This window comes from Variovorax sp. N23, assembly GCF_025486315.1.
GTDB lineage: Bacteria > Pseudomonadota > Gammaproteobacteria > Burkholderiales > Burkholderiaceae_C > Variovorax.
Window position 1 is genome coordinate 16,090 of sequence record NZ_JAOOPY010000024.1, and the last position, 22,109, is coordinate 38,198.

Below are 22,109 nucleotides of genomic sequence, written 5' to 3' on the forward strand. Positions count from 1 at the left end.
ATGTTCGGCGCGTAGGGTGGCAACGTTCTTCCACCACTTTCGAGGCCTGCCATGCGCGCTGCCCTGCACCTGCCGACGACCGCGTTCCACGTGTGCCGTGTGCTGGCCGGCGCGCTCGTGTGGGGCGTGACGGAATCGATCGCGCTGGCGCGCTCGCGCCGCCGCGGCGCGCGCTGATCAGCCGCCGCGATCAACCACCGAAGCCGGCGCTGCCGGCCAGCGTGCCCAGGCGCCGCAGGGCCGCGTCGAGCCCGTCGTCGTAGGGCCAGCCGCAGTTCAGCCGCAGGAAGCGGTCGCTGCGCGCGCTGTTCGAGAACAGCCAGCCCGGGGCGATCGCGATGCCTTCCTGCAGCGCGGCATCGAACACCGCGGCCGACGAGCAGCCCTCGGGCAACTCGACCCACAGCTGCAGGCCGCCCGGCGGCAGGTTCATGCGCGTGTCCTCGGGGAAGTAGGTCGCGATGGCCTCGGCCGTGCGCTCGCGCTGCCCGCGCAGGGCGGTGCGCAGGCGCCGCAGGTGGCGGTCGTAGGCGCCGGTGCCCATGAACTGCCCGGCGCCGAGCTGCGAGAGGATCTCGTTGTTGCGCGTCTGCGTGTACTTGAGCATCTCCACGCGCGCCTGCCAGCGGCCGGCGGTGATCCAGCCCAGCCGCAGGCCGGGCGCCAGAATCTTGTGCATCGACGCGCAGTGCAGCACGTTGCCCGTGCGGTCCCACGACTTGAGCGCGCGCGGCGTGCCCTCGGCGTCGAGCAGCTCGGTGTAGGTGTCGTCCTCGATCAGCGCGATGCCGTGGGTGTCGCACAGCGTCACCAGGCGTTCCTTGTGCGCGTCGGGCATCACGCTGCCCAGCGGGTTCTGCAGGTGCGGCACCACCACCAGGGCCTGGATGTCGCCGTAGGTCTGCACGGCGAGTTCGAGCGCCTCGATCGACAGGCCGGTCTGCGGGCTGGTCGGGATCTCCAGCGCGCGCAGGCCGAGGCTCTCGAGCACCTGCAGCAGGCCGTAGAAGGTGGGTGATTCGACGGCGATGGTGTCGCCCGGCTTGGCCACCGCACGCAGCGCGAGGTTGAGTGCCTCGATGCAGCCGTTGGTGACCAGCACGTCGTCCGGCGCGATCGCCATGCCGGCCGCCACCGCACGCTGGGCGATCACGCTGCGAAAGTGCGGGTCGCCCTGCAGCGGCGGCACGCTGGAGACGACGTCCGGCCGCAGGCGCAGGGCGCGCGTCATCGCGGCGCGCAGCTCCTCGGCCGGGTAGAACTGCGGCGCCGCACGGGCGATCGAGAGGTTCAGACGGACCTTGGCGGCGCGCCGCCGCGCCACGAAGTCCGACACCTGGCCGTGGATGCCCACGTACTGCGCCGGGTCCGGGCGCAGGCCGGCCAATGGCTCGTCCATCCGCGCCATGCGCAGGCGCTGCGGCTGCCGCACGAAGTAGCCGGAGCGTTCGCGCGCCTCGGCCCAGCCGTCGGATTCGAGCGTGCGGCACAGTTGCAGGGCGGTCGACAGGCTGATGTCGTGCAGCCGCATCAGGCTGCGCAGCGAGGGCATGCGCGCGCCCGGCTGCAGCGCGCCGGCCTCGATCGCGCCCCGGTAGTGGGTCGCGAGCTGGCGGTAGAGCGGCGGGGGCGTCGTCATGGACATGGGCCGATGCTGGCCTGCGCTGGGGCCGCGCAACAGATGCAGATTCCTGGAAAGTGACCATAACAGAGGGTGCCGCGCCGCGTCTGTTCCGGTCACAACCGGGCCGCCTGTGCCTGTTGCGAGACGGCCTCGCGGCGGAGCATCGAGGCCTCGCTTCAAGGAGTTCCCGATGACCTCGACCTCGACCCGGCCCTCGACGACACGCACCCTGCGGCTGCAGCGCGGCCAGGCCCTGCATGTGGCGCTCGACGCCGGCACCCGGCTGCAGGTGGCCGCGGGCGCGGTGGTGCTGCGCGAGCCGATGCGCTGGCTGGCCGATACCGTGGTGACGCCCACCATTCGGCTGGCCGAAGGCCAATGCCATGCGCTGGCGGCGGGCGGCGGCTGCGTGCTGGAGGCGGTCGATGGCGACGTCGAACTGTTGCAGCATGGGCCGGTGTCGCGCTGGCAGGGGCTGTGGCGCCGGTGGCGGCTGCCTGCGGCGCTCGCCTGAGCCACTGCACATGGCCTATCCTGCGGTCATCCGATCCGACAGGACCCCATGAAAAGCTCCACCCTCCTGCTCGCCGCATGCCTGCTCGCGGCCGTCGTCCCCGCCGCCGCGCAGGTTTCCGTGAACATCAACGTCGGCGACCAGGTTGCGCCGCGGCCGCCGCCCCCGCCGCGCCACGAGCGCATGCCCGGCCTGCGCGCCGGCCATGTGTGGGTGCCGGGCCATTGGCAATGGAATGGACGCGACTACGTCTGGGTGCGCGGCCACTACGAGGCACAGCGCTCCGAGCGCCGCCACTGCCCGCCCGGCCAGGCGAAGAAGGGCAACTGCTGATGATCGCGTGCCGAAAAGCTACTGCATCCGGCCGCTGAGGTACGGCTCCGGGTCGACCGCCACGCCGGCCTTGCGGATCTCGAAGCGCAGCTTCACGCGGTCGGTGCCGCTCTGGCCCATCTCGGCGATCGGCTGGCCGCGTGCGACCTGATCGCCCTCGGCCACCAGGGCACGGCTGATGTGCGCATAGGCCGTGATGAAGTCGTTGTCGTGCTTGAGGATGACCATCGTGCCGTAGGCCGGCAGCGCGCTGCTCACCAGCACCACCTGTCCGGCGCGGGACGCGCGGATCGGGTCGCCCATGCGTCCACCGATGTCGATGCCCTTGTTCAGGTTGCCGTCGAAGCGCCCGATCACCGGGCCGGAGGCCGGCGCGCCGAAGCTGGCACCCGGCATGTCGCGCAGGCCGGGCGGCGTCGGTGCGGGTACGGGCACCGGCGGTGCGGGGGCCGGCGTCGGATAGCTGGGCAGCGGTGCCATGGGCGGTAGCGGCGTGGTGGTGCCGCAGGCAGCGAGGACGGCGGCCGCGACGGCCACCAGCGTCGAGCGGCGCATCACGGACGGAAGAGGAAAGAGGTGCATGTTCGAGCCCATGGTGTGTGCAATGCCTTCTGGCGAGGTTCGTCGGCGTTCGATGGTTCCCTGTTCGACGCGATCATCGCGCCGATGTTCCGGGCCGGCGGCGGGGAAGTCCCTGAGTGGCGGCCGGCTATCGCGGCTTCGAAGGGTAGTCGTTCTCGACCCAGGCCTCGGCGCTGGTGGCCGTGAGCTTGAAGGTCGGCGCCACGCGCGCTTCGCCGAGCGTCGTGCCCGATTCGTCCTGCGCGCTGAGCAGGCCATGCGGGTTGTCCTCGTCGGGCACGATGCGCAGCGCCACGCGGATGCGCTCGGTGCCATGGCCGACGAACACATGCTTGTTGAGCTGCGCATGCAGCTGCTGCTCGTGACGGCGCAGCACCTCGTTGGCGGTCTTCACCAGCGTGTGGAAGGCCGGCGTGTCCAGTGGCTTGGGGTTCTTCTTGTCGCGGCCCATGGTCCAGGGGCCGACCAACGCGGGTTCGGGGTCGCCATGGCGCGTCATCGCGACGGCCCAGCCGTCGTCGTCCTCGTTCTTGATGATGCGGGCGGTCCACTGCTCGTCGCCCCACAGCGTGGGCGTCTGGATCGGTTCGGTGCCGGACTCGTCGGCGGTGCTTGAAATGTCGGTCATGAGGGGTCGAGTCTTGCACAGCTGCACGACGCGGCGCCGAGCGGCTCAGAACACCGACAGCCCGGTCTTCGCGACGAACAGTTCCAGCGCCTTCAGGCCGAGCAGCGAATTGCCCGTGGTGTCGAGCGCCGGCGACCACACGGCCAGCGTGAGGTGGTCGGGCACCACGGCCACGATGCCGCCGCCCACGCCGCTCTTGCAGGGCAGGCCGATCGAGAAGGCCACGTCGCCGGCCGCGTCGTAGGTGCCGCAGGTGAGCATCAGCGCGTTGAGGCGGCGCGTCTGGCGCTCGGTGCAGACGGCGGGGCGCCCGCCGAGCGGATGGGCGCCGTCGCGACTCAGGAAGGCCGCGGCGCGCGCCAGCTGCAGGCAGGTCATGCGCAGCGCGCACTGGTGGAAGTACACATCGAGCGTCGGCGCGACGTCGTTGTCGATCTTGCCGAAGCTCTTCATGAAGTTGGCCAGCGCGTAGTTGCGGTAGCCGGTGGCGGCCTCCGACGCGGCCACCTCTTCGTCGAAGGCGATCGGCTCGCCCGCCAGGTCGCTCATCAACGCGAGGATGTCGCGCTGGGCGTCGCCCTGGCTCAGCAGCCGGTCGGCCACCGCGATGGCGCCGGCATTGATGAAGGGGTTGCGCGGTTTGCCTTGCTCGTTCTCGAGCTGCACCAGCGAGTTGAAGGGGTTGCCCGAAGGCTCGCGGCCGATGCGCTGCCACAGCGCGTCGCCCAAGCGGCGCATTGCCAACGTGAGCGTGAAGAGCTTCGAGATGCTCTGGATGGAGAAGGGCACGGCCGCATCGCCGGCACAGGCCTCCTGCCCGTCGCAGGTGCGCAGCGCGATGCCGAAGTGCAGCGCCGGCACGCGCGCCAGTGCCGGGATGTAGCTGGCCACCGTGCCGGCGCGCCCGAGCAGGGGGCGCAGTTCGGCGTCGATCTCGTCGAGGACGGGCTGGAAGTTCATGGGGCGATTCTCCGGGGCCGGCTCAGCCCCACAGCCGGTGCTGCAGGACCAGCGCGCCCAGCGCGCCGGCCAGCGCCAACGGCATCGCGACGACGCCCACGCGCAGGAACTGCCAGGCCGTCACGTTCTCGCCTTCGCGCCGGATCGCGACCAGCCACAGCAGCGTGGCGAGCGAGCCGGTGAGCGACAGGTTCGGCCCGAGGTCGATGCCGATCGCCACCGCGCTGCGGATCAGCGGCGAGGCGTCGGCGCTCGCCAGCACCGAACCGGCGATCAGACCGGCCGGCAGGTTGTTCATCAGGTTGCACAGCAGGGCGACGAGCGCGCCGGTGCCGATGGCGGTGCCGGCCGGCGCGGCGTCGGCAGCATTGCGCAGCGCGTGGCTCAGCAAGGGGATCAGGCCCGAATGCACCAGCCCCTCGACTAGCACGAAGAGGCCGGCGACCAGAGCCAGCACGCTCCACGACACGCCGCGCAGCAGCGCCCACGGCGCGCTGCGTTCGCGCAGCAGCACGCCGATGCAGGCCAGCGCGCTGGCGCCCAGCGTCATCGCGCCGAGCGGGCCGTCGAGCGCGGACGTGACGACCAGCACCACCGCGACGATCGCGATGCCCCAGCCGGCCCAGCGCCCGCCGGTGGAGAGCACGGGTTGTTCGATGTCGCGTGCGATCGGCGCGGCCAACGCATCGCGCTGCAGCCAGCGCAGCACCGCGTAGGTGACGACGATCGACGCCACCGAGGCCAGCGCGAACTGCGCGATCCACGTGCCCAGCGGCGGCAGATGCGCCCCAAAGATGACGAGGTTGGCCGGGTTGGAGATCGGCAGCACGAAGCTCGCGGCGTTGGCGATGAGGGCGCAGGCTAGCAGGTAGGGCAGGGGCTTGGCGCCGGCCTTCCTCGCTGCCGCGTAGACGGCCGGCGTGAGCACCACAGCGGTGGCGTCGTTCGACATGAAGACCGTCACCACCACGCCGATGGCGTACACGCCGAAGAAGAGCCGCGGCGCCGAGCCGCGCGCATGGTGCACCGCGCGCGCGGCGAGAAAGTCGAACAGCCCCTCGCGCCGCGCGAGCTCCGAGATCAGCATCATCCCGGTGAGGAAGAGGTACACGTCGAGGCCCTTGCCGACCGCGTGCAGCGCCACGCGCCACGGCAGCAGTTGCGCGGCCACCAGCAGCAGCGCGCCGGCCACGGCCCACACCGCCTCCGGCCAGCGGCCGGGCCGAAGGATCACGGCGGCGGTGGCGAGCGTGGCGATGGCCCAGGTGGCGAGGTGGGCGGGGGGAATGGACGTGAGCGTCACGCGGCGCTCGCCTTTCGGTTCACCAGCAGGATCCCCACGCCCACCCCCAGCAGCGCCAGCACGAGCTGCACCGTGAGCGGCTCCTTGAGCAGCACCACGCCGAACACCAGCGCGAACAGCGGCGTGAGGAAGGTGAAGGACGAGATGCGCGTGGCCGGGTAATGCCGCACCAGCCACATCCACGCCAGGTAGGTGGCGAAGGCGCCGATGACGGTCTGCAACGCGATCGAGAACCAGGCGTAGCCCGAGTACGACCAGCCGCGTTGCTCACCGAGCAGCAGCGACATCAGGGGCGAGGCCGCGGCGGTGACGGCGATTTGATAGAAGAGCGCCTTCTCGGCGGTGGCCGTCGCCATCTTCGTGGTGCGCAGCGCCAGCGTGGTCAGGCCCCACAGCAGGCCGGCCAGCAGCGCGAGGGCATCGCCGCGCAACTGCGTGGCGCCGGCCGGGTGCGTGAAGCTCTCGCTGAAGGCGAGTACCACGCCCGCGAAGGCCAGCGCCAGGCCGAACCATTGCGCGCCGCGCAATTTCTCGGCGGGCACGAAGCGCGGCAGCAGCAGCGCCACGGTGAAGGGCGCGCAGTACAGGAAAACCGTCAGCCGCGACGCGCTGGTGTACTGCAGGCCGGTGTAGATGCAGAGGAATTCGCCGGAGAAGAGCAGGCCGACCAGCAGGCCGCTCCACAGCGTGCCGTCGCGCTCGAACAGCTTCACGCCGCGCGCCAGGCACCACAGCATCAGCAGCACCACCGCGCCGGTCATGCGGATGGTGGCCTGCCACATCGGCGGCACCTCGACCACGGTGGTCTTGATGAGGATCTGCTGCAGGCCCCAGAAGGCGCAGCACGCCACGAGGATCGTGGTGGCACGGGGGTCGAGGTGGGGCTTGCGGTCGGTCATGGGTCTGGGTGGCGCGCGGGAGGTCGGCCCGGGATCGTAGCTGCCTGTCTCAGACGGCGAACTTCGCCGCCGCCAGCGGCGAGCCGGCACCCTCGAAGCGCTTGCCGATGGCGGTGAGCTGCGCCTCCAGGAACTCCAGAAACATCCCCATCGCGACCGTTGTGGTCTGGCCGCTGCGCTGGTACAGGCAGTCGTGCGACCAGGCGCCGGTGTCTGCCAGGCCTTGCCACGCGAGCACGCCAGCGGCCACGTCTTCCGCCACGTTCTCGGGGATCAGGAAGCCGATGCCCACGCCGGTGCGTACCAGGCGCCGCACCATGGCCACCGAGCTGGTCTCGACGAGCGGCCGTGCCTTGCGGTGCTCGCGATGGTCGATCTGGTCGACCATCGCGCGCAACTCGGTGTCGGGCGTCATGAGGATCAACGGATGGTCGAGGCAGTCGCGCAGCCGCGGCGCGCGGCCCAGGTGCGTGAGCGCATGGCCGGGCGGCGTGACCAGGCCCAGTTGCTGCGCGAAGCCGCGCACCTCTTCCACGCCCGGCGGGGGCTTCCGGCGCAGGCAGAAGCCGATGTCGGCCTCGCCGGCGGCCACCCACTTGAGGATGTTCTCGCCGCTGCCCGAGCGCACGCTGTAGGTCACGCCGGGGTAGCGCTGCATCGCGATCTCGATCACGTCGGGCACCAGTTGCTCGGCCGACGAATGCGACACCGCCAGGCTGATGTGGCCGCGCCGCAGGGCGCGCAGGTCTTCGACGTGGGCCAGCGCGCTGTCGAAGTCGCGCTGGCTGCGGCGCACCGCCGCCACCATGATCTCGCCCGCGCTGGTGAGCTGCATGCCGCGCGGCAGGCGGTCGAACAGCGGGGTGCCGACCTGCTCCTCGAAGTTGAGGATCTGCTGGTGCACCGCGGCGGCGGTGAGGTGCAGCGACTCGGCCGCCTTGCGGATGGAGCCGCGTCGCGCGACCTCGTCGAAGCAGCGGAAGGACTGGGAAATGGCGGCCATCGGCGGACTGTACGTAATTTGCTAACGCGCTGTTCAAAAGAATTAGATTTTCCAGACGCGAACAAGCGCCTAGATTCCGCTCCATTGCAGGGCTGCAACGGTGCGGCCCGCCATCCCCAGGAGCTTCCCTTGACCACCACCGTCGACCAAGTCACCCAGCGCCGCCGCGGCGTCGGCCTCATCGCCCACGACCCGGCCGCGTCCGCCGGCGGCTACACGCTGATCGCGCCGCAGACGGCCGACGGCAACGTCTACCTCGTCGGCATGGACGGCGGGGTGGTGCACCAGTGGAAGATGCCGCTGCGCGCCGGCCGCCACGCGGTGATCCTGCGCAACGGCAACATGGGCTACAACGGCAACCATGCGAATTCGCCGGACCTCTACGCGGCCTGGTCGATGTGGCACGGCGGCGATTTCTCCGAAGTCACGCCCGAGGGCGAGGTCGTCTGGCACTACGAAGACCCGACCCATCACCACGACGCCAAGTGGCTGGCCAACGGCAACCTCCTGTATGCCGCCTGCGCGCCCGTGCCCGCCGGTTTCGCCGAGCGCGTGCCGGGCGGCACAGCGCACGGTCCCGGCGAAACCATGGTCGGCGACGTGATCCGCGAGGTGAACCGCGCCGGCGAGCTGGTCTGGGAATGGAAGTCGTGGGAACACCTGAAGCCGGAAGACTTCCCGATCCACCCGGGCTTCGGCCGCTACCACTGGCCGCTGGTCAACGGCCTCGACATCGATGCCGAAGGCCGCGTGCTGATGAGCCTGCGCACCACGGCCGGCATCATCGGTGTCGACAAGGCGAGCGGCGACGTCCAGCTGCACATCCCGCCGAGCGTGGTGTCGCACCAGCATGCGCCGCAGGCGCTGCCCAACGGCCACATCCTTGCCTTCGACAACGGCAACTTCCGCACCGGCGCGCATGTCGCGTTCTCGCGCGTGCTGGAGATCGACCCGACCGACAACCGCGTGGTCTGGGCCTATGCCGACGAGATGGTGAACGCCTTCTACACGGCCTTCATGGGCAACGCCCAGCGACTGTGGAACGGCAACACGCACATCACCGAGTCGGCCACCGGCCGGCTGTTCGAGGTGAACCCCGAAGGCGAAGTGGTGTGGGAATACATCCTGCCGTGGTTCGCCGAATACCCCGATGCCGCTGCCCGCAAGACGGGCCCCGGCCGGCTGAACAGCGTGTTCCAGACCTGGCGCTACGCGGCCGACCAGTTGCCCTGGCTCAAGGCCTGAAATCTTCGTTCAACTTCTTTCGCAATCGCCAATGACCACCTCCATCTTCCGCCGCACCGCCCTCGCGACGGCCCTGGCCGCCGTTTCGCTGATGACCGCCACGCTGCCCGCCGCCGCGCAGGAAGCCAAGCCCGTGCGCATCCTCACCAATTGGTTCGCGCAGCCCGACCAGGCCGGCTACTGGCAGGCGCAGCAGGACAGGCTCGGTGCCGATGCCGGCATCAGGATCACGGTGCTGCAGGGCGGCCCGAAGATCCAGACCATCCCGCAGGTCGCCTCCGGCCAGGCCGAGTTCGGCATCGGCAACGCCGACGACGTGATGCTGGCCCGCCTGCGCGGTGCGCCGGTGCGTGCGGTGTTCGCCCACCTCGACTACGTGCCCTATGCGCTGGTCTACCACGCCGACCCGGCCGTCAAGGGCATCGCCGACCTGCAGGGCCGCACCTTCGCGGTCAACATCGGCAACGCGTATTGGGAGTGGACGAAGAAGCAGTACAAGCTCGCGAACACGCGCGAGATCCCGGTCAGCGGCGACCTGAGCCTGTTCCGCAACGACCCGAAGATGGTGCAGCAGGGCTACTCGCTCTACCTGCCGGCGCGCATGGAAGAGGCCGGCATCAAGGTGCAGTCGATCTCTCTCGCGTCGCTGGGCTATCGGCCGTACAACGTGCTCTTCACCACCGACGAGATGATCCAGAAGAACCCGGCGCTGGTGAAGGCCACCATCGCCGCGGTGCAGAAGGGCTGGGCCAACTACGTGCGCAACCCGTCGGGCCTGAAGCCGATGCTCAGCGAGATGAACAAGCAGATCTCGCCGGCCGTGTACGACGCGGCCAACAAGGAAATGATCGAGAAGCTGATCTCGCACGACCTCGGCAAGATCGGCTGCATGAACGACGCGCGCTGGACCGAGCTGGCCAGCCAGCTGCGCAGCGTGGCCTTCCTGCCCGCCAACTTCAACGAGAAGCAGGCCTACGACCGCACGCTGGTGCCGGGCTGCACGCCATGAGCCCGCGCGGCGCAGCCATTGCGCTGAAGGGCGTCTCCAAGCGCTTCGACAGCGGCCTGCAGGCGCTGGGCCAGGTCGACTTCGACCTGCGTGCCGGCGAGTTCGTGTCGATCGTCGGTCCCTCGGGTTGCGGCAAGTCGACGCTGCTGCGCATCGTCGCGGGGCTGATCGCGACAAGCACCGGCGAGTGCAGGCGCCCGGCCGACATCGAGACCGCCTTCGTGTTCCAGGAAGCGGCGCTGCTGCCCTGGCGCACCGTCGAGCGCAACGCGCAGCTGCTCATGGAGCTCGAAGGCTACAAGCCCGAGGACTACCAGCCGCGCGCCGCCGAGGCGCTCAAGCTGGTCGGCCTCGCCGGCTTCGAGAAGTCGTACCCGCACCAGCTCTCGGGTGGCATGCGCATGCGGCTCTCGCTGGCCCGTGCGCTGGCGTTGCGCCCCGGGCTGCTGCTGCTCGACGAGCCGCTGGCGGCGGTCGACGAACTGACCCGCGACATCCTGCAGGAAGAGCTGTCGGCCATGTGGCAGCAGGCGGGCTTCACCGGCGTGCTCGTCACGCACAACGTGCACGAGGCGGTGTACCTGTCGGACCGCGTGATCGTGATGTCGCCGCGGCCCGGTCGCATCCTCGACGTGATCGACGTGCCTTTCGCCTTTCCGCGTGCGCCCGAACTGCGTGCCACGCCGGAGTTCGCGCGTCTCACCGGCGACGTCACGGCCGCGCTGCGCCGCAAGCAACCCGCCTGAAGGAATCGCCGTGTCCAACGTTTCATCCAGCGCTGCACCCGCAGCGCCTTCCCCTGCAACGCCGTCGCGGCTGGCCACGCTGCTGCACGAGGGCTGGCCCGTCGTGCTGGTGGCGGTCATCGCCATCGCCGGCTGGTACCTGCTGACTGCCACCGTCTACGCCGGCAAGGGCTACCTCGTGCCCTCGCCGCAGGAGGTCGCGGCGGCCGTGGCCGAGAACGCGGGCGTGCTGTTCGTCGCCACGCTCACGACGCTGAAGGAAGCGACCTTCGGCTACCTGCTCGCGATCGTCGGCGGCATCTCGCTGGCCGCGGTGCTGAGCCAGTCGAAGCTGCTCGAGCGCAGCATCTACCCGTACGCGGTGCTGCTGCAGACGGTGCCGGTGGTGGCGGTCGCGCCGCTGATCGTGCTCTGGTTCGGCTACAACGACCTGTCGGTCGTCATCATCAGCCTGATCATGTCGCTGTTCCCGATCGTCAACAACACGCTGCTCGGGTTGCGTTCGACCTCGCGCAACCTCATCGAACTCTTCGCCCTGCACAACAAGAGCCGGGTCACCGCCTTCTGGAAGCTGCAGCTGCCGGGCGCGCTGCCGCACATCATCGGCGGGCTGCGCATCTCGGCCGGGCTGTCGGTCATCGGCGCGATCGTGGGCGAGTTCATCATCGGCTCGGGCAACGCGCAGGGCGGACTGGGCGTGCAGATCGTCTTCGCGCAGGGCCGCATGTACACGGCGCTGCTGTTCGCCGAGGTGATCGCGGCGACGCTGCTCGGCTTCTTCTTCTTCATGATCGTGAGCGCGATCGGCAACCGGCTGCTGAAGAACTGGCACGAATCCGCCGTCGGCCATTGAGCACAATGCGTCCATGAACGACATCCCCGTCATCGATATCGCCAAGCTCGGCACCGACGACCCGTCCGCGCGTCGCGCCATCGCCGCGCAGATCGGCCAGGCCTGCCGCGAGGTCGGCTTCTTCGTGATCACCGGGCACGGCGTGCCGGTGCCGCTGATCGACGCCGCCTTCGCCGAGAGCGCGCGGCTCTTCGCTCAGCCGGCCGATTTCAAGCGCGCCATGGCCATCGACCGGCTCGGCAGCAACCGCGGCTATGTCGGCCTCGGCGTCGAGGCGCTGGACGAGACCACGGCGGCGGACCACAAGGAAGCCTTCAACCTGATCTGGACCGATGCGCGCACGAGGCCCGACAACGTGTGGCCCGCGCTGCCCGGCTTTCGCGACACGGTGCAGCGCTACTTCGACGGCGTGCTCGCGGTCGGCGCGCGGCTGCACCAGGCCTTCGCGCTGGACCTCGGCCTGCCCGAGGACTTCTTCGCCGACAAGATCGACCGCCCGCTCGCCACGCTGCGCCTGCTGCACTACCCGGTGCCCGCGCAGGGGGTGCCGGCCGGGCAGATCGGCGCCGGCACGCACACCGACTACGGCAATGTCACGCTGCTCGCGACCGACGGCGTGGCCGGCCTGCAGGTGCAGCGCCGCGACGGCGTGTGGCTCGATGCGCCCGCGCTGCACGGCGCCTTCATCTGCAACATCGGCGACTGCCTGATGCGCTGGACCAACGACCTCTACGTGTCGACGCCGCACCGCGTGCTCGAGCCCGCGGCGCAGCGCTATTCGATCGCGCTGTTCGTCGACCCGAACCCCGATGCGCTGGTGAGCGCGATCCCGTCGTGCGTGCGTGCCGGCGAATCGCCGCGCTACGCGCCGATCACGACGCACGACTACCTGCAGCAGCGCTTCGCGGCGACCTACGGCAAGTCCTAGAGGCACCGCCCGCTGGCGAGGGCAGGATTTTCTTGCCGGCAAATCCATCATGTTGGATAATCCTCCAATATGAAAGAAGAAGCGCCCGCGAGCGTCGACGACATCAACACCCGTATCGCAAAACGGGTGCGTGTCCTTCGGACGATGCGTTCCGAAACCTTGGATTCACTCGCCTCGAAATGCGGTGTCAGCCGGTCGATGATTTCCCTGATCGAACGCGCCGAAGCCAGCCCGACCGCCGTGATCCTCGAAAAGCTGGCGGCCGGGCTGGGCGTTTCGATGGCCAGTCTCTTCGGGCCCGGGGACACGGAGGAAGAACGACAGCCTCTCGTGCGACGTGCGGCGCAGTCCATCTGGAAAGATCCTGAATCGGGCTACCTGCGGCGCAATCTGTCGCCGCCGAACTGGCCGACGCCGATCCAGTTGGTCGAGGTGCACTTTCCCGCGAAGGCGAGGGTCGCCTACGAATCGAGCGCGCGCAGACCGGCGCTCGAGCAGCAGATATGGGTTCTTCAAGGACAGATCGAGGTCACGCTGGGCGATCAGCACCATTTGCTGCGCAGCGGTGACTGCCTGGCGCTGAGGCTGGATCGACCTCTGGTCTACAGCAATCCCTTCTCTCAAGCGGCGACGTACATCGTGGCGATCTGCGACGAAGCGCTTTCTCAGTGGGTCAAAGGTCCAATGAAATGACGAACAACGCGGTACGGCTTCTGGACTGCAACGAAGGCGAGCATGCAGCCGCCATTCTGGCCATCCTCAACGAGGCGATCGTCAATTCGACGGCACTCTACGACTATGTGCCGCGTCCTCCGGAAGCGATGGCGGCCTGGTTCGCGACAAAGCGGGCCAACGGCTTTCCCGTCGTCGGCGCCGTGGACCCCTCGGGCAGGTTGCTGGGCTTTGCGAGCTGGGGCACCTTTCGCGCCTTTCCCGCCTACAAATACACCGTCGAACACAGCGTCTATGTGCACCATGCGCACCGCGGTCAGGGTCTCGGAAAGACGCTGATCGCGGAACTCATCCGCCGCGCTCGTGCGGCCGATCTTCACGCGCTCGTCGGATGCATCGATGCCAGCAACGCAGGCAGCATCGCGCTGCACCAGCGATTGGGATTCACGCATTCGGGCACCCTCGAGCAGGTCGGCTTCAAGTTCGGGCGATGGCTGGATGCGGCCTTCTACCAGCTGCTGCTGGCGACACCGGCCCGCCCCGTCGACGGTTGATCTAAAGCGGGTGCTCCGTGTAGAAGCGCCCGCCATGGAACAGCAGCGGCGACGCGCCGGGCGTGTGCGAGCAGCGCTCCACCTCGCCCACGAAGATGACGTGGTCGCCTTCGTCGTAGCGGCTGCGGTTGAAGCACTCGAAGCTGGCCGCGGCGCCCGCGAGCACGGGCGCGCCGCCGATGCCTTCGGTGAAGGCCACGTCCTGCCAGCGGTCGTCGCGCTTCTTGGCGAAGCGCTCGGCCAGCGCCTTCTGGTTGGCCGCGAGGATGTTGATGGCGTAGTGCGAGCCGGTGCTCAGCGTCGGCATCGAGCCCGCGCTTAGCGCCAGGCTCCACAGCACCAGCGGCGGGTTCAGCGACACCGAGTTGAACGAGTTGGCCGTGAGCCCGACCAGCGAGCCGTCGGCCGCGCGCGCGGTGACGATGGTCACGCCGGTGGCGAACATGCCGAGCGCCTGCCGGAATTCGTCGGCCGAGAAGGAAGGCGGCTGCGCCTGGACGGGAACGGTCACGGGGGAAGGGCGGAAGAAGAGGGAAGACCTATTCTGGCCGATGCGCCGGGTCCGCACTGTCGGGTGGCCTATCCGAAGAACCAGTAGCAGACCGCGATGGCCGCGACCACGCCGGCGAACTCGGCCGCCAGCGCGCAGGCCACCGCATGCCGCGCACGCTGGATGCCGACCGCGCCGAAATACACCGCGAGCACATAGAAGGTGGTTTCGGTGCTGCCCTGGATCGTGGCTGCGACCAGCGCCGGGAAGCTGTCGACGCCCTGGCTCTTCATGGTCTCGATCAGCATCGCGCGGGCCGCGCTGCCCGAGAAGGGCTTGACCAGCGCGGTGGGCAGGGCGTCGACGAAGCGCGTGTCCCAGCCGGTCTGCATCACCAGCCAGCGGATGCCGTCGAGCGCGAGGTCGAGCGCGCCCGACGCGCGCAGCACACCGATCGCGCAGAGCATCGCCACCAGATACGGCAGCAGGTTCTTCGCCACATCGAAGCCTTCCTTGGCGCCTTCGATGAAGCGCTCGTACACCGGCACGCGCCGCAGCGCGCCGATCAGCAGGAAGGCGATCACCAGGCCGAAGAGCACGAGGTTGCCCAGCAGCGACGACAGAGCGGCCAACGCCGCGGCCGAGAGCGTCGCCAGCAGCGCCATGAAGCCGCCGAGCAGCAGCGCGCCGGGCAGCAGATAGGCGAGCACGACCGGGTCCCACAGCTTCAGGCGCTGCACCAGCGCCACCGACAGCAGGCCGACCAGCGTCGAGGCGCTGGTCGCCAGCAGGATCGGCAGGAACACCAGCGTCGGGTCGGCCGCGCCCTGCTGCGCGCGGTACATGAAGATCGTCACCGGCAGCAGCGTGAGCGACGAGGCATTGAGCACCAGGAACAGGATCTGCGCATTGCTCGCAGCCGTCGGGTGCGGGTTGAGCGTCTGCAGCTCGCGCATCGCCTTCAGGCCGATGGGGGTGGCGGCGTTGTCCAGCCCCAGCGCGTTGGCGGCGAAGTTCATGGTGATGAGGCCGAGCGCCGGGTGGCCGGCCGGCACCCCGGGCATCAGCCGGCGGAACAGCGGGCCGAGCAGCCGCGCCAGCCACGCGACCAGGCCCGCCGCCTCGGCGATGCGCAGCAGGCCCAGCCACAGCGTCAGCGTGCCGAAGAGCAGCACCATCACCTCGACGGCCAGCCTAGCCATGGCGAAGAGGCTTTCGACCATGGCGGCGAACACCGTCGGGTCGCCGCCGACCAGCCAGCGGGCCAGCCCGGCGACCGCCGCGACGAGGAAGAAGCCGAGCCAGAGGCCGTTGAGCATCAGGCCACCTCGATCAGCAGGTCGGGCCGGAACCCGTCCTGCTCGCCCTTGGCGGCGTAGCCGAGCGGGTTGGCGACGATCCGGCAGCCGCCCTTCGCGTAGTCGAAGGCGCAGTGCAGGTGGCCGTGCAGCCAGAAGTCGGCTTGCGGCAGCAGGTGGTCCAGGCTGTTGCAGAAGCCGGCGGTGCCGGGGCGCAGGCCGTAGCGCGGGTCGGCGCTGGCCAGCGTGGGGGCGAAGTGCGTGATCGCGACGGTCGTGCCGTCGAAGGGCTGGGCGAGCGCCTCGGTTAGCCAGGACTCGCAAGTGAGTGCATGCTCTCTCATTTGCGCCGCCATGAAGGGATGCCCGTGGCGCGTGGTGGCCGCTTTCTCCAAATAGAAGTCGGCGGCACGCAGGGCCTTGCCGCGCTTCTTGAGCCGCTCGCCCAGGTCGTCGGTCGGCGCGGCCAGCGCGTCGAAATCGGCCCAGAGCGTGGTGCCGATGAAGCGCACGCCGTCGTGCACCACCGTTTCGCGTTCCAGCCAGACGATGCCGAGTTCGTCGCAGAGCGTGCGCAGCCGCGCGTGGGTGTCGTCGAAATCGGTCGCGTCGTACTCGTGGTTGCCGGGCACGTAGAACACCGGCGTCGGCCAGCCATGGCGCGGGGAGAAGCGGCCGAGGCCGAAATCCGTGTCTTCCAGCCGCGAACCGTTCTGGTAGGAGCCGAGGTCGCCGGCCAGCACCAGCAGATCGGCGCCGGGCGCGGGTGCGATGCGCAGGCGGGGGTGCGACTCCAGGTGCAGGTCGGAAAGCAGCTGAAGCTTCATTGCGCTCAGTCTAGGCGAATGCCGTTATGTGCAAGGCGCATGAAGTTGGCCTGGAGAACCTAGGGATAACCCTTAATCTACGGTTCAGTCCAAACACCAGCGCGGGATCAGGCCGCGCACACACCATGACCAGTCTGTTCGCCCACATCGCCAGTTTCTTCCGCACCACCGCCGACGAAGCCCCCGCCAGCCCCGCGTCGCTCCTGATGGAGAGCGCCGACCTGCGTGCCGGCCACGACGCCCATGACGCGCAGGACCTGCGCGTGGCAGCCAGCGCCTGGCTGCGCGTGGTGCGCTGAAGCGCGCCAGCCCGATCGATCATGGTGGCACCGCCGTCCCCGGGGCGGGCTGCCCCAGCAGCGAGCGCGCGAAGGCCGCCGCCGCCGACCGGACCAGCGCCGTGCGCAGCCATTCGTGCGCGTGCCCGTGCTGCGCCCGCCGATGCCAGACCGCGTCCACGTGGACCAGCGGCTGGTCGAATGGCAGATCGCGCAGCACCAGCTGCTCGTCGATGCCGGTCACTCGCACGAAGTGCCGCGGCAGCACCGTGAGCAGGTCCGAGTTCGCCACCACGCGGCCGGCCGTGAAGAACTGGTTCACCGTGACCGCGATGCGGCGCTCCCGCCCGAGGGCGGCCAGCGTCTGGTCGATGAAGCCGTAGGGCCGCCCCGAGAAGCTCACCAGCAGGTGGCGCGCCGCGCAGTAGTCGTCGAGCGTCAGCGGCTTGTCCGCCAACGGATGGCCGCGCCGCATCACGCACACGTACTGACCCACATAGAGCCGCTGCGCCTCGAAGGGCACCGCCACGCCCGACTGGCCGCGCGCGGTCAGGCTGGCGATCACGGCGGGGAAGTAGCCGATGGCCATGTCGGCTTCCTCGCGCTCGAGCAGCTGGCGCGGGTCGCGCGTGGTCAGCGGCACGACGCGCACCGAGATCGCCGGCGCTTCGGCCTGCATGATCTGGACGAGGCCGGGGATCAGTTCGGCCGCGGTGGCGTCGGCCATCGCCAGCACGAAGGTGGTGTCGGCCACGGCGGCGTCGAATTCGCTGGGCGCCAGGGTGTGCTGCAGCTGCTGCAGGGCGTCGCGCACCGTCGGCCACAGGGCGAGCGCGCGGGGTGTGGGCTCCACGCCGGCGCCGGCGCGGCGCACCAATTCGTCGCCCAGCACCTCGCGCAGCCGCCGCAGCGCATTGCTGACCGCAGGCTGGGTCAGCGACAGGTTGCGGGCGGCGCGTGTCAGGTTGCGCTCGGCCATGACCTCGTCGAAAACCCGCAGCAGGTTGAGATCCAGCGTGCGGAAATTGACATTCATCATTGTGGTGAATGATAAACATCAGAAAGATAAATTAGCAAAACACTAGGGTAACCCCTAATATTTGTTCCATCGGCTTCGGCCATCCACCCCTTGGAGGGATTTCTCATGACCAGCTTTGTCCACGTTGAACAACCGGCGGCTCACCCGGGCGTTGCCCGCGCCGAAGCCGCTTTTGACCATCTCCGCTCCACGGGCCGCTACAACGGTTCGCGCGGCCTCGCAGCCCTGCTGCTCGCGGCCATCGTGTCGGCCATGCTCGTCGTCGCCGACAAGCTGGTATCGAACCTGAATGAAGGCGGTCTGCTGGCCGCCTGGCTGGTGATGTGGGGCGTGGCTTTCGTCGCCCTGGCCTTCTTCGCCGACACCGCCCGCACCCTGGCTGTCCGCGCCACCGCCGGCTGGGCTGCCTACACCCGCCGCCGCCACGCTGCGCAAGCCGATGCACGCTTCTTGGCCTACGCCAAGTACGACCAGCGCATCATGAACGACATCCAGGCCGCCGTGACGCGCCACGAAACCGTGACCGGCGCCCCGGCTGCCGTGCCGGCTCAACTGGCCCGCGCCATGATGGCCCAGCGTTCGGCCGACGTGAAGGTGCCGACGCTGTACGAGGCCATGCGCCGCGTGAACCTCGGCAAGTACTACTGAGTCCTGCGCCAGCGCGCAAAGAAAAAGCCGCCCTCGGGCGGCTTTTCTCATGGGCGCACGAGGCGCCCTCTTCGCGTTCAGGCCGCGAGACGCTGGGCGATGGCCGCCTTGGTTTCCGGCAGTTCCTTCGGCAGGTGGTGCGCCAGCTGTTCGAACAGGGCCGTGTGCAGCTTCAGTTCGGCCTGCCAGGCGGCCTTGTCGATGCTGGTGACGGTGTCGAACTGCTCGGCGCTGAAGTCCAGCCCGGTCCAGTTGAGGTCCTCGTAGCGCGGGCTCACGCCGGTGACGTGGGCGACGCCTTCGCCGCCCCGGCCCTCGATGCGGTCGATCATCCACTTGAGCACGCGCATGTTCTCGCCGTAGCCCGGCCAGACGAACTTGCCGTCGGCGCCCTTGCGGAACCAGTTGGTCGTGTAGATCTTGGGCAACGCAGCGCCCGAGGCTTCCAGCTTCTTGCCCAGGTCGAGCCAGTGCTGGAAGTAGTCGCTCATGTTGTAGCCCATGAAGGGCAGCATGGCGAACGGGTCGCGGCGCACCACGCCGGCCTGGCCGGTGGCGGCGGCCGTGGTTTCCGAGCCCATCGTGGCAGCCATGTAGACGCCTTCGGTCCAGTTGCGCGCCTCGGTCACCAGCGGCACCGTGGTCGAGCGGCGGCCGCCGAAGATGAAGGCGTCGATCTTCACGCCCTTCGGGTCGTCCCAGGCCTCGTCGAGCGCCGGGTTGTTGGTCGCTGCGACGGTGAAGCGGGCGTTCGGGTGCGCGGCAGGCTTGAGCTTGCCGTCCACGCCGGTTTCTCGGGCGATGGCCGGCGTCCAGTCCTTGCCCTGCCAGTCGATCAGGTGGGCCGGCAGCGCCTTGCCTTCCACGTCCTGCTCCATGCCTTCCCACCACACGTCGCCGTCGTCGGTCAGCGCGACATTGGTGAAGATCACGTCCTTGTCCAGGCTGCGCATGCAGTTCGGGTTGGTCGTGTAGTTGGTGCCGGGCGCGACGCCGAAGTAGCCCGCTTCCGGGTTGATGGCGCGCAGCGAGCCGTCGGCCTGCGGCTTGATCCAGGCGATGTCGTCGCCGATGGTCGTGACCTTCCAGCCCTCGAAGCCGGCCGGCGGGACCAGCATCGAGAAGTTGGTCTTGCCGCAGGCGCTCGGGAAGGCCGCGGCCACGTGGTATTTCTTGCCTTCGGGGTTGGTCACGCCCAGGATCAGCATGTGCTCGGCCAGCCAGCCTTCGTCACGCCCCATGGTCGAGGCGATGCGCAGCGCGAAGCACTTCTTGCCCAGCAGCGCGTTGCCGCCGTAGCCCGAGCCGTAGCTCCAGATCTCGCGGGTTTCCGGGTAGTGGACGATGTACTTGGTCGTGTTGCAGGGCCAGCTCACATCCTTCTGGCCGGCTTCGAGCGGGGCGCCGACGGTGTGGACGCAGGGCACGAACTCGCCGTCGGTGCCCAGCACCTCGTACACGGCCTGGCCCATGCGGGTCATGATCTTCATGTTGACCGCGACATACGCGCTGTCGGACAGCTCGATGCCGACATGCGCGATCGGCGAGCCCAGCGGACCCATCGAGAAGGGCACGACGTACATCGTGCGGCCCTTCATGCAGCCGTCGAAGAGCGGCTGCAAGGTCGCACGCATCTCGGCCGGCGCCATCCAGTTGTTGGTCGGGCCGGCGTCTTCCTGCCTGGCCGAGCAGATGTAGGTGCGGTCTTCGACCCGCGCCACGTCGACCGGGTCGGAGTTCGCGAGGAAGGAATTGGGCCGCTTGGCCGGGTTCAGCTTCTTGAAGGTGCCGGCGTCGACCAGTTGCTGGCAGAGGCGGTCGTACTCTTCGGTGCTGCCGTCGCACCAGTAGACGCTGTCGGGCTTGCACAGGGCGGCCATCTCGGCCACCCAGGCGATCAGCTTGGCGTTCTTGACATAGCTCGGCGCCTGAATGGGCAAGCCCTTCATCACGGGTGCGTTCATCGAAAGTCTCCAGGAGTTGAAAAATCGTCTTTTCGAGCGGGGCTCGGTGGCGGTGGGAGGGCCGTTTGAAAAAACGTTTTCGTTCTGTGCGGCTCTTGGGCCGCGTCGATGGGCAAGGGGGCGCGCGCGGGCTTCGGGCGCAGATGAGGGCGTGAAATGACCGTCGCGAGCGGCCCGAGCTTGCGTCGAGGACCGCAGCCGTACTCAGGTACGGCGAGGACCGCAGAGGCGAGATCGGGTCGCGCAGCAGGTCAGTTCATGCCCTCAAGCCATGTAGATGGCGATGGAGGCTAGGAGCAGCATCAGCACGCCCCCCACCAGCGGCAGCACGATCGGCATCAGGTGCACGACCGACTCGACCGCATCTTTCTCGACCAGCGCATCGTGGCCGGGCTCTACAGGCGTGGGGTTGGACATGAGTAATTCCTTTGTATTCAAACCGCGGATTGCCTCCATTTTAGCCAACCGACCTTGCCGCCGTCCAAGGGCCTTCCCGGAGCCAGGGTCAATGCGCCTGCTGCTCTTGCGCCTCGAAACCCGCCTGCCGCAAGGCGGCGAGCACGGCGGCGAGATGCTCGCGCCCGCGTGTCTGCAGCACCAGCTCGATCTCCACGTTCTGCGCGGCCAGCATGGTGAAGGCGCGCTGGTGGTGCACTTCGTCGATGTTGGCGCCCGCTTCGGCCACGGTGGTGGTGATGCGGGCCAGCATGCCGGGCACGTCGCGCGCGCTCACGCGCAGCCGCGCGAGCCGGCCCGCCCGCACCATGCCGCGCTCGATGATGGCGGCCAGCAGCAGCGGGTCGATGTTCCCGCCCGACAGCACCAGCCCGACCTTCTTGCCCTGGAAGCGCGCCGGATGCCGGATCAGCGCCGCCAGGCCGGCCGCGCCCGCGCCCTCGACCAGCGTCTTCTCGATCTCCAGCAGCATCAGCACGGCCTGCTCGATGTCGCCTTCGTCGACCAGCAGCAGGTCGTCGACATGGGCGGCGATGATTTCCCGCGTCAGCACGCCCGGCGTGCCGACCGCGATGCCTTCGGCGATGGTGCTGGTGCCCTGCACATGGTGCGTGCCCTGCACCGCATTCACCATCGCCGGAAAGCGCGTGGTCTGCACGCCGATGATCTCGATGCCCGGCTTGCGCGCGCGCGCCGCGATCGCCATGCCGGCGATCAGCCCGCCGCCGCCGACCGACACCACCAGCATGTCGAGGTCGGGCACCGCGTCGAGCATCTCCAGCGCGACCGTGCCCTGGCCGGCCATGATGGCCTCGTCGTCGTAGGGGTGCACGAAGGCCAGTCCGTCGCGCTCGGCCAGCTCGAAGGCGTGCGCGCGGGCGGCGTCGAGCGTGTCGCCGTGCAGCACCACCTCGGCGCCGAAGCTGCGGGTGCGCTCGATCTTCACGCCGGGCGTGAAGCGGGGCATCACGATGGTCGCCTTCATGCCCAGCCGCTGCGCGTGGTACGCCACGCCCTGGGCATGGTTGCCGGCCGACATGGCCACCACCCCGTGCACGCCGCCTTCGCTCAGGTCGACCAGCTTGTTGCAGGCGCCGCGTTCCTTGAACGAGGCGGTGAACTGCAGGTTCTCGAACTTGAGGAAGACCTGGGCGCCCACGATGTCCGAGAGCGTGCGCGACTCGACGCAGGGTGTCGCCAGCAGTTGGCCCTGGAGGCGCGCCGCGGCGCGCTCGATGTCCTGGATTCCGATCATG

General features: G+C 69.1%; 26 protein-coding genes. 12 read left to right on the forward strand and 14 right to left on the reverse strand.

Going from position 1 to position 22,109, the window contains the following annotated elements; translation table 11 throughout:
• The first annotated feature begins 51 nt into the window (after positions 1-51).
• A complete protein-coding gene (locus tag N8A90_RS24430; RefSeq protein WP_262077872.1) occupies positions 52-177 on the forward strand; it encodes a hypothetical protein in 126 nt (41 codons plus the stop codon).
• A gap of 13 nt (positions 178-190) precedes the next feature.
• Here the strand turns inward: N8A90_RS24430 and N8A90_RS24435 are convergent, their stop codons facing one another.
• Positions 191-1,645 (reverse strand): PLP-dependent aminotransferase family protein, encoded by a 1,455-nt coding sequence (locus N8A90_RS24435; protein WP_410087743.1) that lies wholly within the window; start codon positions 1,643-1,645, stop codon positions 191-193.
• Between the two features lie 169 nt (positions 1,646-1,814).
• Between N8A90_RS24435 and N8A90_RS24440 the strand changes: the two genes are divergently transcribed.
• Positions 1,815-2,138, forward strand: coding sequence for a hypothetical protein (locus N8A90_RS24440; RefSeq protein ID WP_262077874.1), 324 nt, complete (start codon positions 1,815-1,817; stop codon positions 2,136-2,138).
• A 48-nt stretch (positions 2,139-2,186) separates the two neighbouring features.
• The gene (locus N8A90_RS24445; protein ID WP_262077875.1) at positions 2,187-2,471 is read left to right on the forward strand and encodes a YXWGXW repeat-containing protein; all 285 of its coding nucleotides are present in this window, start codon (positions 2,187-2,189) and stop codon (positions 2,469-2,471) included.
• Between the two features lie 18 nt (positions 2,472-2,489).
• On the opposite strand, the gene N8A90_RS24450 is transcribed toward N8A90_RS24445, so the two are convergent.
• From N8A90_RS24450 to N8A90_RS24475, 6 genes are all read right to left on the reverse strand, one after another.
• Positions 2,490-3,065 carry a murein hydrolase activator EnvC family protein gene (locus N8A90_RS24450; RefSeq protein WP_262077876.1) on the reverse strand — a complete coding sequence of 192 codons (576 nt, stop codon included), beginning with the start codon at positions 3,063-3,065 and terminating at the stop codon, positions 2,490-2,492.
• A 115-nt stretch (positions 3,066-3,180) separates the two neighbouring features.
• On the reverse strand, positions 3,181-3,681 hold the full coding sequence (locus N8A90_RS24455) for a hypothetical protein (RefSeq protein ID WP_262077877.1): 501 nt from the start codon (positions 3,679-3,681) through the stop codon (positions 3,181-3,183).
• Between the two features lie 45 nt (positions 3,682-3,726).
• Complete coding sequence (locus tag N8A90_RS24460) at positions 3,727-4,641, reverse strand: glutaminase (protein WP_262077878.1); 915 nt, start codon at positions 4,639-4,641, stop codon at positions 3,727-3,729.
• A gap of 22 nt (positions 4,642-4,663) precedes the next feature.
• Positions 4,664-5,944, reverse strand: coding sequence for an arsenic transporter (locus tag N8A90_RS24465; protein WP_262077879.1), 1,281 nt, complete (start codon positions 5,942-5,944; stop codon positions 4,664-4,666).
• Positions 5,941-6,843 carry a DMT family transporter gene (locus tag N8A90_RS24470; protein WP_262077880.1) on the reverse strand — a complete coding sequence of 301 codons (903 nt, stop codon included), beginning with the start codon at positions 6,841-6,843 and terminating at the stop codon, positions 5,941-5,943. The genes N8A90_RS24465 and N8A90_RS24470 overlap by 4 nt, the downstream gene beginning before the upstream one ends.
• 49 nt (positions 6,844-6,892) lie before the next feature.
• Positions 6,893-7,846 carry a LysR family transcriptional regulator gene (locus tag N8A90_RS24475; protein WP_262077881.1) on the reverse strand — a complete coding sequence of 318 codons (954 nt, stop codon included), beginning with the start codon at positions 7,844-7,846 and terminating at the stop codon, positions 6,893-6,895.
• 129 nt (positions 7,847-7,975) lie between these two features.
• Between N8A90_RS24475 and N8A90_RS24480 the strand changes: the two genes are divergently transcribed.
• From N8A90_RS24480 to N8A90_RS24510, 7 genes are all read left to right on the forward strand, one after another.
• The gene (locus tag N8A90_RS24480; protein WP_262077882.1) at positions 7,976-9,091 is read left to right on the forward strand and encodes an aryl-sulfate sulfotransferase; all 1,116 of its coding nucleotides are present in this window, start codon (positions 7,976-7,978) and stop codon (positions 9,089-9,091) included.
• A 31-nt stretch (positions 9,092-9,122) separates the two neighbouring features.
• Complete coding sequence (locus N8A90_RS24485; RefSeq protein WP_262077883.1) at positions 9,123-10,100, forward strand: ABC transporter substrate-binding protein; 978 nt, start codon at positions 9,123-9,125, stop codon at positions 10,098-10,100.
• Positions 10,097-10,846, forward strand: coding sequence for an ABC transporter ATP-binding protein (locus tag N8A90_RS24490; protein WP_262077884.1), 750 nt, complete (start codon positions 10,097-10,099; stop codon positions 10,844-10,846). The genes N8A90_RS24485 and N8A90_RS24490 overlap by 4 nt, the downstream gene beginning before the upstream one ends.
• 10 nt (positions 10,847-10,856) lie before the next feature.
• Positions 10,857-11,699: an ABC transporter permease gene (locus N8A90_RS24495; protein WP_262077885.1), complete on the forward strand. Its 843-nt coding sequence runs from the start codon at positions 10,857-10,859 to the stop codon at positions 11,697-11,699.
• A gap of 13 nt (positions 11,700-11,712) precedes the next feature.
• Positions 11,713-12,627, forward strand: a complete 915-nt coding sequence (locus N8A90_RS24500) for an isopenicillin N synthase family dioxygenase (protein WP_262077886.1) — start codon at positions 11,713-11,715, stop codon at positions 12,625-12,627.
• A gap of 69 nt (positions 12,628-12,696) precedes the next feature.
• Positions 12,697-13,320, forward strand: a complete 624-nt coding sequence (locus tag N8A90_RS24505; RefSeq protein WP_262077887.1) for a helix-turn-helix domain-containing protein — start codon at positions 12,697-12,699, stop codon at positions 13,318-13,320.
• A complete protein-coding gene (locus tag N8A90_RS24510; protein WP_262077888.1) occupies positions 13,317-13,853 on the forward strand; it encodes a GNAT family N-acetyltransferase in 537 nt (178 codons plus the stop codon). Before N8A90_RS24505 ends, N8A90_RS24510 begins: the two co-directional genes overlap by 4 nt.
• Before the next feature lies 1 nt (position 13,854).
• Here N8A90_RS24510 and N8A90_RS24515 read toward each other — a convergent pair whose 3' ends face one another.
• From N8A90_RS24515 to N8A90_RS24525, 3 genes are all read right to left on the reverse strand, one after another.
• Positions 13,855-14,364: a flavin reductase family protein gene (locus N8A90_RS24515; RefSeq protein ID WP_262077889.1), complete on the reverse strand. Its 510-nt coding sequence runs from the start codon at positions 14,362-14,364 to the stop codon at positions 13,855-13,857.
• Positions 14,365-14,432: 68 nt separating this feature from the next.
• Positions 14,433-15,662, reverse strand: a complete 1,230-nt coding sequence (locus N8A90_RS24520; protein WP_262077890.1) for a nucleoside recognition domain-containing protein — start codon at positions 15,660-15,662, stop codon at positions 14,433-14,435.
• The gene (locus N8A90_RS24525; RefSeq protein WP_262077891.1) at positions 15,662-16,468 is read right to left on the reverse strand and encodes a metallophosphoesterase; all 807 of its coding nucleotides are present in this window, start codon (positions 16,466-16,468) and stop codon (positions 15,662-15,664) included. The genes N8A90_RS24520 and N8A90_RS24525 overlap by 1 nt, the downstream gene beginning before the upstream one ends.
• 125 nt (positions 16,469-16,593) lie before the next feature.
• Between N8A90_RS24525 and N8A90_RS24530 the strand changes: the two genes are divergently transcribed.
• Positions 16,594-16,767, forward strand: coding sequence for a hypothetical protein (locus N8A90_RS24530; RefSeq protein WP_262077892.1), 174 nt, complete (start codon positions 16,594-16,596; stop codon positions 16,765-16,767).
• A gap of 19 nt (positions 16,768-16,786) precedes the next feature.
• On the opposite strand, the gene N8A90_RS24535 is transcribed toward N8A90_RS24530, so the two are convergent.
• Entirely contained in the window at positions 16,787-17,782 is a 996-nt protein-coding gene (locus tag N8A90_RS24535) for a LysR family transcriptional regulator (RefSeq protein ID WP_262077916.1), read from the reverse strand.
• A 108-nt stretch (positions 17,783-17,890) separates the two neighbouring features.
• Here N8A90_RS24535 and N8A90_RS24540 point away from each other — a divergent pair, with 108 nt between their 5' ends.
• Positions 17,891-18,433: a hypothetical protein gene (locus tag N8A90_RS24540; RefSeq protein ID WP_262077893.1), complete on the forward strand. Its 543-nt coding sequence runs from the start codon at positions 17,891-17,893 to the stop codon at positions 18,431-18,433.
• Positions 18,434-18,510: 77 nt separating this feature from the next.
• On the opposite strand, the gene N8A90_RS24545 is transcribed toward N8A90_RS24540, so the two are convergent.
• The 3 genes from N8A90_RS24545 to N8A90_RS24555 all read right to left on the reverse strand — a co-directional run bounded on the left by N8A90_RS24545 (position 18,511) and on the right by N8A90_RS24555 (position 22,108).
• Positions 18,511-20,397: a phosphoenolpyruvate carboxykinase (GTP) gene (locus N8A90_RS24545; RefSeq protein WP_262077894.1), complete on the reverse strand. Its 1,887-nt coding sequence runs from the start codon at positions 20,395-20,397 to the stop codon at positions 18,511-18,513.
• A 264-nt stretch (positions 20,398-20,661) separates the two neighbouring features.
• Positions 20,662-20,814, reverse strand: coding sequence for a hypothetical protein (locus N8A90_RS24550; RefSeq protein WP_262077895.1), 153 nt, complete (start codon positions 20,812-20,814; stop codon positions 20,662-20,664).
• Positions 20,815-20,902: 88 nt separating this feature from the next.
• Positions 20,903-22,108 carry a threonine ammonia-lyase gene (locus N8A90_RS24555; RefSeq protein ID WP_262077896.1) on the reverse strand — a complete coding sequence of 402 codons (1,206 nt, stop codon included), beginning with the start codon at positions 22,106-22,108 and terminating at the stop codon, positions 20,903-20,905.
• Between the last annotated feature and the right edge of the window lies 1 nt (position 22,109).